Annotated in this window: 13 protein-coding genes and 1 tRNA gene; 8 read left to right on the forward strand and 6 right to left on the reverse strand. The window is 69.0% G+C overall.

Annotated elements, in window-relative coordinates; translation table 11 throughout:
* Positions 1 to 10 precede the first annotated feature (10 nt).
* The 4 genes from M2157_RS29665 to bcp all read right to left on the reverse strand — a co-directional run bounded on the left by M2157_RS29665 (position 11) and on the right by bcp (position 2,018).
* Positions 11 to 94: transfer RNA gene (locus M2157_RS29665), tRNA-Leu, on the reverse strand.
* Positions 94 to 771, reverse strand: coding sequence for an HNH endonuclease (locus M2157_RS29670; RefSeq protein WP_280857904.1), 678 nt, complete (start codon positions 769 to 771; stop codon positions 94 to 96). The genes M2157_RS29665 and M2157_RS29670 overlap by 1 nt, the downstream gene beginning before the upstream one ends.
* Positions 771 to 1,409 carry an HNH endonuclease gene (locus M2157_RS29675; protein ID WP_280857903.1) on the reverse strand — a complete coding sequence of 213 codons (639 nt, stop codon included), beginning with the start codon at positions 1,407 to 1,409 and terminating at the stop codon, positions 771 to 773. Before M2157_RS29675 ends, M2157_RS29670 begins: the two co-directional genes overlap by 1 nt.
* A 141-nt stretch (positions 1,410 to 1,550) precedes the next feature.
* Positions 1,551 to 2,018, reverse strand: coding sequence for a thioredoxin-dependent thiol peroxidase (bcp, locus tag M2157_RS29680; RefSeq protein WP_280857902.1), 468 nt, complete (start codon positions 2,016 to 2,018; stop codon positions 1,551 to 1,553).
* 93 nt (positions 2,019 to 2,111) lie between these two features.
* Between bcp and M2157_RS29685 the strand changes: the two genes are divergently transcribed.
* Both M2157_RS29685 and M2157_RS29690 read left to right on the forward strand, forming a co-directional pair.
* Complete coding sequence (locus M2157_RS29685) at positions 2,112 to 2,441, forward strand: DUF3618 domain-containing protein (RefSeq protein WP_069765268.1); 330 nt, start codon at positions 2,112 to 2,114, stop codon at positions 2,439 to 2,441.
* Between the two features lie 44 nt (positions 2,442 to 2,485).
* Entirely contained in the window at positions 2,486 to 2,836 is a 351-nt protein-coding gene (locus M2157_RS29690) for a co-chaperone GroES (protein ID WP_123761009.1), read from the forward strand.
* Between the two features lie 63 nt (positions 2,837 to 2,899).
* Here the strand turns inward: M2157_RS29690 and M2157_RS29695 are convergent, their stop codons facing one another.
* Positions 2,900 to 5,311 (reverse strand): transglycosylase domain-containing protein, encoded by a 2,412-nt coding sequence (locus M2157_RS29695; RefSeq protein ID WP_280866687.1) that lies wholly within the window; start codon positions 5,309 to 5,311, stop codon positions 2,900 to 2,902.
* A gap of 202 nt (positions 5,312 to 5,513) precedes the next feature.
* Between M2157_RS29695 and M2157_RS29700 the strand changes: the two genes are divergently transcribed.
* From M2157_RS29700 to M2157_RS29715, 4 genes are read left to right on the forward strand one after another with little or no spacing between them, the layout of a single operon-like run.
* A complete protein-coding gene (locus M2157_RS29700) occupies positions 5,514 to 6,314 on the forward strand; it encodes an ABC-2 family transporter protein (protein WP_059210056.1) in 801 nt (266 codons plus the stop codon).
* Positions 6,307 to 7,128 carry an ABC transporter permease gene (locus M2157_RS29705; protein WP_280866688.1) on the forward strand — a complete coding sequence of 274 codons (822 nt, stop codon included), beginning with the start codon at positions 6,307 to 6,309 and terminating at the stop codon, positions 7,126 to 7,128. The genes M2157_RS29700 and M2157_RS29705 overlap by 8 nt, the downstream gene beginning before the upstream one ends.
* Positions 7,129 to 7,130: 2 nt before the next feature.
* Positions 7,131 to 8,156: an ATP-binding cassette domain-containing protein gene (locus M2157_RS29710; protein ID WP_280866689.1), complete on the forward strand. Its 1,026-nt coding sequence runs from the start codon at positions 7,131 to 7,133 to the stop codon at positions 8,154 to 8,156.
* 32 nt (positions 8,157 to 8,188) lie between these two features.
* Positions 8,189 to 9,004: a DUF1707 domain-containing protein gene (locus M2157_RS29715; protein ID WP_280866690.1), complete on the forward strand. Its 816-nt coding sequence runs from the start codon at positions 8,189 to 8,191 to the stop codon at positions 9,002 to 9,004.
* 38 nt (positions 9,005 to 9,042) lie between these two features.
* Here the strand turns inward: M2157_RS29715 and M2157_RS29720 are convergent, their stop codons facing one another.
* Entirely contained in the window at positions 9,043 to 10,377 is a 1,335-nt protein-coding gene (locus tag M2157_RS29720; protein WP_280866691.1) for an SGNH/GDSL hydrolase family protein, read from the reverse strand.
* Between the two features lie 195 nt (positions 10,378 to 10,572).
* Here M2157_RS29720 and M2157_RS29725 point away from each other — a divergent pair, with 195 nt between their 5' ends.
* Positions 10,573 to 11,940 carry a DUF445 domain-containing protein gene (locus M2157_RS29725; RefSeq protein ID WP_280866692.1) on the forward strand — a complete coding sequence of 456 codons (1,368 nt, stop codon included), beginning with the start codon at positions 10,573 to 10,575 and terminating at the stop codon, positions 11,938 to 11,940.
* A gap of 78 nt (positions 11,941 to 12,018) precedes the next feature.
* A complete protein-coding gene (locus M2157_RS29730) occupies positions 12,019 to 13,476 on the forward strand; it encodes an MFS transporter (RefSeq protein WP_280866693.1) in 1,458 nt (485 codons plus the stop codon).
* Positions 13,477 to 13,745 lie beyond the last annotated feature (269 nt).

Genomic DNA, 13,745 nt, shown 5'->3' on the forward strand with positions numbered 1-13,745 from the left:
GCCGTCTGTGTGCGGCGGAAGGGATTCGAACCCTCAAGCCCGATCAAGGGCCACAGATCCTAAGTCTGCTGTGTCGCCATTGCACCACCGCCGCTAGCTGTCTGCCATCGTACCGGCAGTTGTTCGCGGTCTTCTGCCTCCCCTGCACCAGGTACTGGTGACTGCGTGGCAGTTGGGACAGAGCAACCGCAGGTTCTCCCGCCGGTCGTCGCTCCAGTCGCCGTTGACGTGGTCGACCGCCAGGGTCATGGGCTTGCCTAGCCACTCGGAGCCGATCCCGCAGTCTCCGCACGTTTCGGGGACTCCGACTTCCAATAGAGCCCGGCGTAGCAGGTAAGTCCTGGTTCGGCGCTTGCCGTCGTGCTGTACCAGGACGTCCTCCGGGCGCTTGAGGATGTCAGGGCGAGTCTTCCCTCGCTGATGAGCCTGTCCCAAGAAGTGCGCAGTCGTGAGACCTTCTTGGGCGACCCACTCACGCAACAGCGCGCGCTGCCTGCCGTTGTCCGGGCGTTCCAGGTGTCGGAGAGCCTCCGCCATGGATTCGGACCCGGCGACTGCGGCTCGCAACTCGTCGGAGGTGGGACGGCGGCATCTGCCATAGGGGCTGAAGTGTGAGATGTCGATGCCGAAGTGAACGAACCGCCGGATCAGATAGCGGCGGAGTGTGGCGTACGGCTGGGTGCCGAAGAATGCGATGACCTCTTCGATGTCGGAGCACCTTGCTGCGGCCTCGGTCAACTGCTCCCGGGTGTACTGCACGCCGCTACCCATCAAGCGCGCCCCTTGCCGCGCCCACGATAACTGTCCGTTGTCGAGTGGCAGTTGGGACAGAGGAACCGCAGGTTCTCGACGCGGTTGTCCCCCCAGTTGCCGTCGATATGGTCGACCTCAAGGGGTAGTGGACAGCCCCGCCAGATTCCTTCGATACCGCATAGGGCGCACCGCTCGGCTACGCCTACGCTCGTCATCGCCCGCCTGAGACGATCGCTCTGGATGCGCCGGGCATTGTCTGCGGGCTGCTCGATGAGTAGTTCGCCCGGAGTTCGGCGACGCAACGCCTTGCCCCGATGAGTCGGGACCTGGAAGTGCGAGGTGTCGATGCCGTACGCCTTGATCCGGCGGCTGATGTGTGTGTGCTGCCCGCCGACGACCTCAACCCCGAGACGGCGCAGTACCTCGCACATGTTCGTTGATGCCGAAACCGCGGCTTCCAGGGCCTCTCTCGTCCACCGACCCCCCTCGCGTTCGAAGTGCGAGGTGTCCACCCCCAGCTTCTTCATCCGCTCCCGGATGTAGTGCCGCGTTGAGCTCTTAGGATCAATCCCCAGCCTCTCCAGTGCCTCCGACAGCGTCCGAGCCCCCCGAGCCGCCTCTTCCAGCCACTCCTTCGGATATGCGCTGACTGCCATTTTCCCCTCCGATCTCGACCACCCGTTCGTGGCCTCGTACGGAGTAACGAACCGCTTATCGGACAGTCACGCCCGAAACGTAAAGCGGCTCGCGCCCGGGCATGCCGGTGCGAGCCGCTTCGGTGGGGGAGACGCGGAAGCTCAGATACCCAGGTCCTTGATGATCTTCGCCACGTGGCCCGTCGCCCGGACGTTGTACAGCGCCCGTTCGACCTTGCCCTCCTCGTCCACGATGATCGTGGAGCGGATGACGCCCATGTAGGTCTTGCCGTAGTTCTTCTTCTCGCCGTACGCGCCGTATGCCTCGGTCACGGCCTTCTCCGGGTCGGCCAGCAGCGTGACCTTCAGGGACTCCTTCTCGCGGAACTTCGCCAGTTTCTCCGGGGCGTCCGGGGAGATGCCGAGGACGTCGTACCCCGCGCCGGCCAGCACCTCCAGGTTGTCGGTGAAGTCGCAGGCCTGCTTCGTGCAGCCCGGGGTCAGGGCGGCCGGGTAGAAGTAGACGATGACCTTGCGGCCCTTGTGGTCCGACAAAGAGATGTCGTTGCCGTCGGCGTCGGGCAGGGTGAAGGCGGGGGCCACGTCCCCGGGCTGGAGTCGCTCGCTCATTGGGTCAGCGTAACCGGGGGTCCTGACAGTGCGGTCGCGGCCGGAACTGACAGACTGTCCACGACACGTAGCAGCGACCCCGGAGGCCCCACCGTGGCGGACACGTCGGACATCAGAACCCCGGCGCAGATCGAGGCGGACATCAAGCGCCGCCGCGAGTTGCTGGCCGATACGCTCGACGAGATCGGGGTGCGGGTGCACCCGAAGACGATCGTCGGCGACGCCAAGGCCAAAGTCGTCTCCAACATCGACCACACGCTCGGGCGGGCGTACGTCTCCGTCAACAAGGCCGTCACGGATGTGAAGGCCCAGTTCGTGGACGAGGAGGGTGCGCCCCGGCTGGAGCGCGTCGTGCCCGTCGCCCTCGTCGCCGTGGGACTCGTGGGGCTGCTCGCCCTGGGAACCCGGCGCCGCAAGGGCTGACCCGGCCGCGTACACGGGCGCCGAAGACAGGTAGGTTCAGTGGCGTGAGCGCGAAGAGAAACGACACCCCGCACGACAAGCTGCCCATCCGGATGCTGCACGACCGCGTACTCGTGCGGCAGGAGAACGGTGAGGGCGAGCGGCGGTCGGGCGGCGGCATCCTCATTCCCGCCACCGCGGCCGTCGGACGCCGGCTGGCCTGGGCCGAGGTGGTCGCCGTGGGGCAGAACGTACGGACCGTGGAGCCCGGTGACCGGGTGCTGTACGACCCCGAGGACCGGGCCGAGGTCGAGGTGCGCGGGACCGGTTACGTCCTCATGCGTGAGCGTGATCTGCACGCGGTGGCGGCCGACCGGTTCGAGGGCTCCGAGGACTCGACGGGCCTGTACCTGTAGACAGCGGTCCGAAAGGGGCCGGTGACCGTCGTCACCGGCCCCTTTCGCCGTGCCGCGGGACGGTCAGTCCCATCTGGACGTGGGCACCAGGCCCGCGCCCTCCGTCGTCGCCCCGCCGCTCGGTGAGTCTCCGGTGGTTCCACCGGTCGCGTCACCCGTCGTGCCGCCGTCGGTCGTGGTCCCGCCGTTCGTGGTGCCCCCCGTGGTCCCGCCGGTCGTCGTGCCGCCGTCGGTGGTGGTGCCGCCGTCGGTCGTGCCGTCGGTCGTGCCGCCCGTCGTGGTGTCGCCGCCGGTCGTGGTCGTGCCGCCGTTGTCCTGGCCCTGGGTCTGCCCCTCGGTCTGGCCCGGGGTCTCCTCGCCGCCGGTGGTGTCGCCGGTGGTGCCGCCGTTGTCCTCGCCGCCGGTGGTCGGGTCGACCGGTGCCTGGCTGCTCGGGGCCTGGATCTCGGCGCCCGGCTGGAGCTCGAGGTCGAAGTCGGTGACCGGCTTCCCCTTGAGGGCGGCCTTGGTGTACTGCGCCCAGATCTCGGCGGGCGGCCCGCCGCCGTTGACGCGCTCCAGGCCGATCGCGCCGTACAGCGACTTGTGGGCGGCGGTCACCGGATCCTGACCCATGACCGAGACGACCGTGGCGAGTTCGGGGGTGTAGCCGGCGAACCAGGCCGCGGTGTCCTCCTCGGCGGTGCCGGTCTTGCCGGCGGCGGGACGGCCGGCGGCCTGGGCGGCGGTGGCGGTGCCGTTCTCGACGACGCTCTGCAGTATCGAGGTGGTGGTGTCGGCGGCCTGGCGGCTGACGGCCTGGCTGGTGCGCTGCTTGGGCAGTTCGACGGTCTCCGCGCCGTCCTTGGTGATCTTGTCGATCATCGTGTACGTGCCGTGCCGGCCGTGGTTGGCGAGGGTGGCGTAGGCCTCCGCCATGTCGAGGACGCTCGCGGTGTTCACGCCGAGCGCGATGGACGGGGAGGCCGTCAGGTCCGGGGTGTCGGAGGGGATGCCCAGGTCGATCGCGGTCTGCTTGACCTTGTCGGAGCCGACGTCGACGGCCATCTGCGCGTACACCGAGTTGACGGACTTGTCGGTGGCCTCGCGGACGGTGATCTCGCCGTAGGTGCCCTGGTCCTCGTTCTCGGGGGCGTAGGTGCCGCCGTTCCACCCCACGACCGGGCGCTTGTTCGTGCCGTCGTAGTAGGTGTTGGGGGTGATGGTCTGGCCGTCCTGCGTCTCGGAGTCGTTCTGGACGGCCGAGGCGAACACGATGGGCTTGAAGATGGAGCCGACCTGGAAGTCGCCGCGGGTCGCGCCGTTCGTGTACTGCTTGACGTAGTCGATGCCGCCGTACATCGCGACGACCTTGCCGGTCTTCGGGTCGACGGAGGCGCCGCCCGCGCGGACGTAGTTGTCGACCTTGTTGTCCTTCTTGTCGAGCTTCTTCATCACCTGGTCGTTGACGGCCTTCACGAAGGCGTCCTGCTTGGACTTGTCCAGGGTGGTGGTGATGCGGTAGCCGCCGGCCTCCAGCTGCTCCGCGGTGACGATCTTGTTGGTGGTGAGGTAGTCCTTGATCGCCTGCACGACGTAGCCGCGCTGCCCGGACAGGCCGGTGGAGACGGTCTGCTCCTTGGGCATGGGGAACTTCAGGCCGGTGCGGTCGGACTGGGCCAGCCAGCCCTTCTTGACCATGCCGTCCAGGACGTAGTTCCAGCGGGCCTCGGCCGCCGCCTTGTTCTCGGGGTGCGCGACGACGTCGTACTCGCTCGGCGCGTTGACCAGCGCGGCGAGGTAGGCGGCGTGGGCCGGGTCGAGGGCGACGGCGTCGACGCCGTAGTAGGCCTGGGCGGCGGACTGGATGCCGTAGGCGTTGCGGCCGAAGTAGCTGGTGTTGAGGTAGCCCTCGAGGATCTGGTCCTTGGACTGGGTGCGGTCCAGCTTGATCGAGATGAAGAACTCCCTGGCCTTGCGGGTGACGGTCTGCTCCTGGGCCAGGTAGTAGTTCTTCACGTACTGCTGGGTGATCGTCGAGCCGGACTGCTTGCCCTTGCCGGTGGCGGTGTTCCAGCCGGCGCGGAGCATGGCCTTGGGGTCGATCGCGGACTCGGAGTAGAAGTCGCGGTCCTCGGCGGCCAGTACGGCGTGCTGGGCGTCCTTGGAGATCTGTGCGAGGGAGACGTTCTCGCGGTTGACCTCGCCGTCGCGGGCGAGCTGGCTGCCGTCGGCGTAGAGGTAGACGTTGGACTGCTTGGTGGCGAGCGCGTTGGCCGGCGGGATCTTGACCATGGAGTAGCCGAGGAAGAACAGGCCGGCCAGGACGATCAGCCCGAGGACGAAGGTGCCCAGCACCATGCGCCACGTCGGGATCAGCCGTCGCCAGCCCGTACGCCGGGGCCGCTTGGCCTTCTTCTTCCCGTCGGGCTCTTCAGCCGCTTGTGGGTCTCTCGGTGCCCAGCTCTCGGTCGGCTGCTGCGGCTGGTCGCTCATGTCGTGCACGGACTCCTGTTTCGCCTCGTACGTTCCCGTACGCCCTCGTACGCCTTCTGCGTCCCCTCTTGAAGACTCTCGCACCCTGCGTTCCGTTCCCGGATATGGCGCGCGTCTCGCCCGGAAAATGGGTGGCCCGCCTCGTCACCTGCGCACTAGGCTCCTGCGCTTTGGTGTCGGCGGGCCGAGGAGGGCTGTGGATGTGGGTTCCTGGCGGTTGTACGCGGCCGTCGCGGCGGGGGGATTCAGACGATACGCGACATATCGCGCGGCCACGCTCGCCGGGGTGTTCACCAACACCGTCTTCGGTGTGATCCTCGTCTACACCTATCTCGCGCTGTGGGACGAGAAGCCCCATCTCGGGGGCTACGACCAGGCGCAGGCGGTCACCTACGTATGGCTGGGGCAGTGCCTGTACTCGACGCTGGCCATCCAGGGCGGCGGCGCCGAGAAGGACGTGATCGAGCGGATCCGAACGGGTGAGATCGCGGTCGATCTGTACCGGCCGGCCGACCTCCAGCTGTGGTGGCTGGCGAGCGATCTGGGCCGCTCGCTGTTCCAGCTGCTGGGACGCGGGGTGATCCCCTTCGTCTTCGGCGCGCTGTTCTTCCCGATGGCGCTGCCCACGGACGTCACCTCGTGGGCGGCCCTGTTCGTGGCGCTGCTGCTCGCGATGGTCGTCAGCTTCGGGATCCGCTATCTGGCGGCGCTGAGCGTGTTCTGGCTGATGGACGGCATGGGCATCATGCAGGCCGTGATGATCACGGGCGTCTTCTGCTCGGGCATCGTGTTCCCGCTCAACGCCTTCCCGGGGGTGCTGGGCGACATCGTGCGGGCGCTGCCGTGGGCGGCGCAGCTCCAGATGCCGGCGGACGTGCTGATGGGGGAGGCCGATCCGCTCGGGGCGTACGCCTTCCAGGCGACGTGGGCGGTGGTGCTGCTGGCGGCCGGGCGGCTGCTGCAGTCGGCGGCGACGCGGCGGGTGGTGGTGCAGGGTGGCTGAGACGTCCCGCCTGGGTGAGGGTGTGCGGGCCTACTGGTTGATCGCGGGCATGTGGGTCCGCTCCTCCATGACCTACCGCACGTCCTTCGTCGTCACCATGTTCGGCAACCTGCTGATGACCGGCCTGGACTTCGTCGGGATTCTGCTGATGTTCTCGCAGGTCGACTCGCTGGGCGGCTGGGGCCTGCCCGAGATCGCCTTCCTCTACGGCCTCTCGGTCACCTCTTTCGGGATCGCCGACCTGGTGCTCGGCTCGATGGACGTGCTGGGCGCCCGGATCCGTGACGGTTCCTTCGACATCCTGCTGGTGCGGCCGGCTCCGGTGCTCGCCCAGATCGGCGCGGACCGTTTCGCGGTGCGCCGCCTGGGCCGGATCACCCAGGGCACAGTGGTGCTGGTTTGGGCGCTGGCTTCGGTCGACGTCGACTGGAGTGCGGCCAAGGTGCTGCTGGTGCCGGTGATGGTGGTCAGCGGTGCGGCGATCTTCTGCGCGGTGTTCGTGGCGGGCGCGGCCTTCCAGATCTTCGCGCAGGACGCCTCCGAGGTGCAGAACGCGTTCACGTACGGCGGTACGACCCTGCTTCAGTATCCGCCGACGGTGTTCGGGAAGGACTTCGTGCGCGGGGTGACGTTCATGCTGCCCCTCGCCTTCGTCAACTGGGTACCGGCCTCTTATGTGTTGGACCGGCCGTACCCGCTGGATCTGCCGCAGTGGGCGGCCTTCGCGCCGCCGCTGGTGGCGGTGGCGTGCGGTGCGCTGGCCGGGCTCGCGTGGCGGGCTGGACTCGGGTCCTATCGGAGTACGGGAAGTTAGGGGTGGGCCTGGTGGTGGACGTGGCGGTGGACGCCTTCATCGAACTCGACCGCGTCGAGAAGGTCTTCGACGTGCGCAGGAAGACGGGTTTCCTGAAACGGGAGCGGCGCCAGGTGCGGGCGGTCGACTCGATCTCCTTCACCGTGGCGCGCGGCGAGATGGTCGGGTACATCGGCCCGAACGGCGCCGGCAAGTCGACGACGATCAAGATGCTCACGGGCATCCTGACGCCGAGCGGTGGTCGCCTGCGGGTGGCGGGGATCGACCCGTCCCGGGAAAGGACGAAGCTCGCCCACCGCATCGGTGTGGTCTTCGGCCAGCGCACGACCCTGTGGTGGGACCTCCCGCTGATCGACTCGTACAGGCTGATGCACCGCATGTACCGCATCCCGGACGCCCGTTACCGCGAGAACCTCGACCGCTGCGTCGAACTCCTCGAACTGGCCGACCTGTTGGACGTCCCGGTACGACAGCTGTCGCTGGGCCAGCGGATGCGGGGCGACATCGCGGCGGCCCTGCTGCACGACCCCGAGGTGCTGTACCTCGACGAGCCGACCATCGGACTCGACGTCATCTCCAAGGCCAAGGTGCGTGGTTTCCTGCGGGAGTTGAACACCGAGCGCGGCACGACGGTCCTGCTGACCACCCACGATCTCCAGGACATCGAGCAGCTCTGCTCGCGGGTGATGGTCATCGACCACGGGCGTCTGATGTACGACGGTCCCCTCGCCGGTCTCCATGAGGTGGGCGAGAGCGAGCGCACCCTCGTGGTGGACCTGGAGCGGGAGTTGCCGCCGATCGAGGCGGCGCCCGCGCGCGTGGTGAGGGTGGAAGGGCCGCGGCAGTGGCTGGCCTTCCCGGCGTCCGAGTCGGCGGCGGCGCTGGTGGCGCGGGTCGCGGCGGAGTATCCGCTGGTGGATCTGTCGGTGCGGGAGCCGGACATCGAGGCGGTGATCGCGAAGATGCTGCATTCATTGGGGGATGCCCCCAAACCCCCGTCGGGAGAAGCGGAGAAAGCGGTGTCGTAGCCGTGGGGAGGCGTTGCTCGTAGGCTGATCCCATGACGGACGCTGTGTCTTCTGGGGGGACACCCCCCAGGCCCCCCGGCCCGGAGCTGCGTGCCTCCGACGCCGATCGTGAGCGAGTCTCCGACGTCCTGCGGGACGCCCTCGCGGAGGGGCGGCTCGACATGGAGGAGTTCGAGGAACGCCTGGACGCGACGTACAAGGCGAGGACGTACGGCGAGCTCGCGCCGATCACCCGGGATCTTCCGGTCGGCCAGGTGGTCGCTCCCAAGGTCGACATGCTGAAGCGGCCCGAGCCGGACGGGAGTTGGGCGTCCCGGATCGTCGGCGGCGAGGGCTCGTCCACGTGGGCCGTCGCCGTGATGTCCGGGTTCCAGCGCAAGGGGCGGTGGACCGTGCCCCGGCGGTTCAACTGCTTCGCCTTCTGGGGAGGTGGGGAGCTCGATCTGCGCGAGGCGAACTTCACCGACGGCGAGGTCGAGATCAACTGTGTCGCGATCATGGGCGGGATGCAGGTGATCGTGCCGCCGGGGGTTGAGGTCGTGGTGCGGGGGATCGGGATCATGGGCGGGTTCGACCACCGTGAGCAGGGTGTCCCGGGGGAGCCTGGGGCGCCTCGGGTGGTCGTGACCGGGTTCGCGTTCTGGGGCGGGGTCGGGATCGAGCGGAAGCCGACGAGGGCCGAGCGGCGGGCGCTCCGCGAGGAGCGGCGGCAGCAGCGGCTCGATCGCCGGGAGGCCGTCCGGGAGCTGAGGGAGTCCGTCCGGGACGATGCCCGCGACGCGCATCGGCGGATGATCGGGGGACACCACGACATGATGCGCGACCGGCGCCGACGGCGTGAGGACTGAGCGGTCGGTGGGGGCGACCGGCCCCCACCGACCCGCTGCTACAGCCGTGCCGCCGTGGACCCCTTCAGGTAGTCCAGATCGAAGGTGTCAGCCATCCGCTCGTACCCCTTGTCGTTCGGGTGGAGCCGGTCGCCCGAGTCGTACATCGCGCGGAGCCTGCGGGGGTCGTAGGGATCCCTCAGCGCCTTGTCGAAGTCGACCACCGCGTCGTAGACCCTGCCCGAACGGATCTCCGCGTTGATGGTCTGGCGGACGCCCTCGCGGGCCTCGGTCATGGTGGTGCGCCTGCCGACGGGCATGAGGGTCGCGCCGACGACCTTGATGCCGCGCGCGTGGGCCTGGCGGACCAGGACGCGCAGGCCGGTGAGGATCTTCTGGGGGTCGACGGTGCCCGGCGTGCGGAGGATGTCGTTGATGCCGAGGTCGATGACCACGATCTTGACGTTGGGGCGGTCGAGCACGTCCCGTCGGAAGCGGCGGATGCCCGCCTGGTTCTCCAGCGGGCGGCCACGGGCGTCCGAGAGGACCTGGTTGCCGCCGATCCCCGCGTTGACGACGCTGTAGCGGGGCAGATCCCGGCCGGCGGCGAGCGCGGTGCGCAGGCGCAGGTTCAGGTAGTCCGGCCAGCGGGCGTTCGCGTTGGCGGTGGAGTTCTTGCCGTCGGTCAGCGAGTCGCCGAAGGCGACCACCGTGCCGTCGGCCTCGCCGCTGAGGACGTCCAGCGCGGTGAGATACCGCCAGCGGTCGACCTGTTCGGTGTACGCCGTCCCGGTCTCGTCCTGGGTGAGGTCGCCCTCGCCGGCGTACGACGTCTGCCGTGCCGTCGGGTGGTAGGTGACCGGCCCGGACAGGGTGGGGGAGTAGGTGGTGACGAGGACGTCGCTGCCCGCCGGGACGGCCAGGGCGACGGCGTCGCTGAGCGCCTGCCCGCCCGCCGCGATGACGACCGTGGTGCTGCCGGCGAACGTGAGCGGCCGCATCGTTCCCGCGCTCGCCGCGGCGGTCTCCGTGCCGGCGGCGAGGGCGATCGAGGCGTGCGTGATGGTCAGCGCGGTCCGGCCGTAGAGATTGGACAGCGTGACGCGGGCACTCGTACCGCCGACGGCGGCGTGCACGACGTTGCGGACGGAGCGGCCGGTCAGACCCTCGGTCCGGGTGCCGGGCTCGGCGCCGACCGGGGACGCGGACCAGCTGCCGACCCAGACTCCGGCGGAGGCGGGTGCGGCGGAGGGGCGTGCGGGCCGGGAGCCGGACAGCGAGGTGCGGTCCCTGGTGCCGCTGTCGGCCGCCACTCCGACATAGATGGCGGTGGACATGGCCACGATCACGGCGATGATCGCGGCAAGCAGGGCGTAACCATGACGCCGAGTCATGTGGTGCTGTTCTCCTAGGGCGATGGGAGCCCGGGGCTCCGATCTGATCACCTCATGATGAGGCATGAACCTGAGAGCAAGGGACGAGAGCCCCTCCGGTTCGCTCGTCCGGAATGACGCCGGGAACTCTTGTTCCGTTCCGGGAGTCGCTCAGGAAGGGACAATGTGTGAGGGATCACCGAACGGGTGGAGCGGATGGAACGCACGAAAGCTCAGGAAACGGGACCATCTGACGTGGATCAGCATGCCCGGCCGGACGGGGCCGTGAACCGTGCCGTCCCCGCTTCGGCCGTACGTGCGATGAACACCTTCAGCGCGGCCGACCAGGAGAAACAGCGCGGTGTGCGCCAGATGAAGCTCATCGCGGCCGGGCTGCTGCTCTTCGTGGCGCTGGTGTACGTGCTGGCCACGTGGGCGTCCCATGAGGGCGCCGGTGCCTGGGCCGGCTATGTCGCCGCGGCAGCCGAGGCCGGCATGGTGGGCGCGCTCGCCGACTGGTTCGCGGTCACCGCCCTCTTCCGCCACCCGCTCGGCCTGCCCATCCCGCACACCGCGATCATCCCCACCAAGAAGGACCAGTTGGGGGTGTCGCTGGGCGAGTTCGTCGGCGAGAACTTCCTCTCGGAGGACGTCGTACGACAGCGGCTGCGTGCCGTGGGGATCGGCAGCCGGCTGGGGGCGTGGCTGGCCGACCCCGAGCACGCCGACCGGGTCACGGCGGAGCTGTCGGCCGCGCTCAGGGGTGCCTTGACCGTCCTGCGGGACTCCGACGTCCAGGCCGTGGTCGGGGAGGCGATCACCCGGCGGGCCGATGCCCAGGAGATCGCGCCCGGCATCGGGAAGATGCTGGAGAAGGTCGTCGCCGACGGCGGGCACCGGAGGGTCGTCGACCTGGTGGTGGCCCGGGCCCACGACTGGCTCGTGCTCCATGACGAGCAGGTCATGGACGCGGTGCAGGGGGGCGCGCCCGGCTGGACCCCGCGTTTCGTCGACAAGAAGGTCGGCGAGCGGGTCTACAAGGAGCTGCTGCGCTTCGTGACCGAGATGCGGGACATGCCGTCCCATCCGGCGCGGGGCGCGCTGGACCGGTTCCTGACGGACTTCGCCTCCGACCTCCAGTCCGACACGGACACACGCGCGCGTGTCGAGCGGCTCAAGGGCGAGGTGCTGGGGCGCGGCGAGGTCCAGGACCTGATCGCGTCCGCCTGGACCGCCGTACGGTCGATGATCGTCTCTGCCGCCGAGGACGAGCGCAGTGAGCTGCGGCTGCGGGTTCGGGCGTCGCTGCTGTCGCTGGGGGCGCGGATGGCGGTGGACCCGAAGGTGCAGGCGAAGGTCGACGGGTGGGTGGAGGGGGCCGCGGTGTACGTGGTCACCACCTACCGGCGGGAGATCACCTCCCTGATCACGGACACGGTGGCCGGCTGGGACGCCGAGCACACGACGAAGAAGATCGAGGCGAACATCGGCCGTGACCTTCAGTTCATTCGGATCAACGGCACGGTGGTGGGCTCGCTCGCGGGGCTGTTGATCTACACGGTGTCGCGGGCGCTGGGGGCGTAGGCGGCCTGGTCGAGGGCACCCGGGTGGGGTTCGCTCGAGGATCGCTCGAGGGTCGCTCGATGGGGAGGGAGCCCTTCCGTGACCACAGCCCAGGCCGATACCGGCCGTACCGTGACGACGAACATCCCCGCCCGGCTCGACCGGCTTCCCTGGTCGCGCTGGCACTGGACGATCGTCATCGGACTCGGCACCGTGTGGATCCTCGACGGCCTGGAGGTCACGGTCGTCGGCAACATCGCGAGCCGGCTCTCGGAGCCGGGGAGCGGGCTGTCCATCTCCTCCGGGCAGGTCACCGGGATCGCGGCGGCGCTGTATGTGGCCGGGGCGTGCTTAGGAGCGCTGTTCTGGGGGCGGCTGACGGACAAGTGGGGCCGTAAAAAGCTCTTCATGATCACGCTGGCTGTGTATCTCGCCGCCACGGCGCTCACGTCGGTCGCCTTCGACTCCTGGTGGTTCTTCCTGTTCCGCTTTCTGACCGGTTTCGGGATCGGCGGGGAGTACGCGGCGATCAACTCCGCGATCGACGAGCTGATTCCGGCGCAGTACCGGGGCCGGGTCGACCTGATGATCAACGGGAGTTTCTGGCTGGGAGCGGTGGGCGGCTCGCTGCTGTCGATCGTCGCGCTGAACACGGACATCTTCGCGAAGGACGTGGGGTGGCGGCTGACGTTCGCGCTCGGGGCGGTGCTGGCGTTCGTGATCCTTCTCGTACGGCGGCATGTGCCGGAGAGTCCGCGGTGGTTGCTGATCCATGGGCGGGACGAGGAGGCGGAGCGGATCGTCTCGTCGATCGAGGAGCGGGTGGAGGCGGAGCGGGGCGGCGAGCCGCTGCCGCGGCCCGAGGGTGAGCTCACGATCCGTCAGCGGCGCAGTGTGACGTTCGTGGAGATCGCGCGGACGGTGTTCTCGGACTACCGGCGTCGTTCGGTGCTGGGGTTCTCGCTCTTCATAGGCCAGGCCTTCCTCTACAACGCGATCACGTTCGGGTTCGGGGCGATCCTCACGACGTTCTTCGACGTGCCGACGGGGGACACCGGGTACTACTTCGCGGTCATCGCGATCGGTAACTTCTGCGGGCCGCTGTTGCTGGGGAAGCTGTTCGACACGGTGGGGCGGCGGGTGATGATCTCGTCGACGTATCTGCTGTCGGGGCTGCTGCTGTTCGGGACGGCGTGGTTGTTCGACCAGGGGTCGTTGAGTGCGGGCACGCTGACGGCGTGCTGGTGTGCGGTGCTGTTCTTCGCGTCGGCCGGGGCGTCGAGTGCCTATCTCACGGTGTCTGAGGTGTTCCCGATGGAGACGCGGGCGATGTCGATCGCGTTCTTCTACGCGCTGGGTACGGCGGCGGGTGGCATCAGCGGACCGCTGCTGTTCGCCGACCTGACGAGCACGGGCAAGGTCGGGGACACGGTGCTTGCCTTCCAGATCGGCGCGGGTCTGATGTGTGCGGCGGGTCTGGTGGCGGCGTTCCTGGCGGTGCGGGCGGAGCGGCGGTCGCTGGAGGACATCGCGAAGCCGCTGACGGCCTCGGCGTGAGCCTCCGGCGGTTGGGCGGGTGCGGGTGCGGGTGCGGGTGCGGGTTCGGTTTCGGGTGCGGGTTCGGTGGGGGCGGGCGTTTTGCGCAGTTCCCCGCGCCCCTGGATGCCTGCGGCGGCCCGTTTCGGCCTCGGTGGGGGCGGGTGTAGCGCGTGGGGTTCGGTGGGTGGGTCGGGGCCGGGGTGGGGGGTGTCCGTCCTCGGTCCGGCGGCTCGGTCCCTTGAGCAGGGCTCGGTGACGGACGCCGGCCGCTGCGGGCGGACACCCCC

This window comes from Streptomyces sp. SAI-127 (assembly GCF_029894425.1).
In the GTDB taxonomy this organism is placed as follows: domain Bacteria; phylum Actinomycetota; class Actinomycetes; order Streptomycetales; family Streptomycetaceae; genus Streptomyces.

What these genes read in the sequence shown, in the direction of transcription:
- M2157_RS29670 (WP_280857904.1), bottom strand. Translation starts at nt 771, where the DNA reads ATGGGTAGCGGCGTGCAGTACACCCGGGAGCAGTTGACCGAGGCCGCA.
- M2157_RS29675 (WP_280857903.1), bottom strand. Translation starts at nt 1,409, where the DNA reads ATGGCAGTCAGCGCATATCCGAAGGAGTGGCTGGAAGAGGCGGCTCGG.
- bcp (WP_280857902.1), bottom strand. Translation starts at nt 2,018, where the DNA reads ATGAGCGAGCGACTCCAGCCCGGGGACGTGGCCCCCGCCTTCACCCTG.
- M2157_RS29695 (WP_280866687.1), bottom strand. Translation starts at nt 5,311, where the DNA reads ATGAGCGACCAGCCGCAGCAGCCGACCGAGAGCTGGGCACCGAGAGAC.
- M2157_RS29715 (WP_280866690.1), top strand. Translation starts at nt 8,189, where the DNA reads ATGACGGACGCTGTGTCTTCTGGGGGGACACCCCCCAGGCCCCCCGGC.
- M2157_RS29720 (WP_280866691.1), bottom strand. Translation starts at nt 10,377, where the DNA reads ATGACTCGGCGTCATGGTTACGCCCTGCTTGCCGCGATCATCGCCGTG.
- M2157_RS29725 (WP_280866692.1), top strand. Translation starts at nt 10,573, where the DNA reads ATGGAACGCACGAAAGCTCAGGAAACGGGACCATCTGACGTGGATCAG.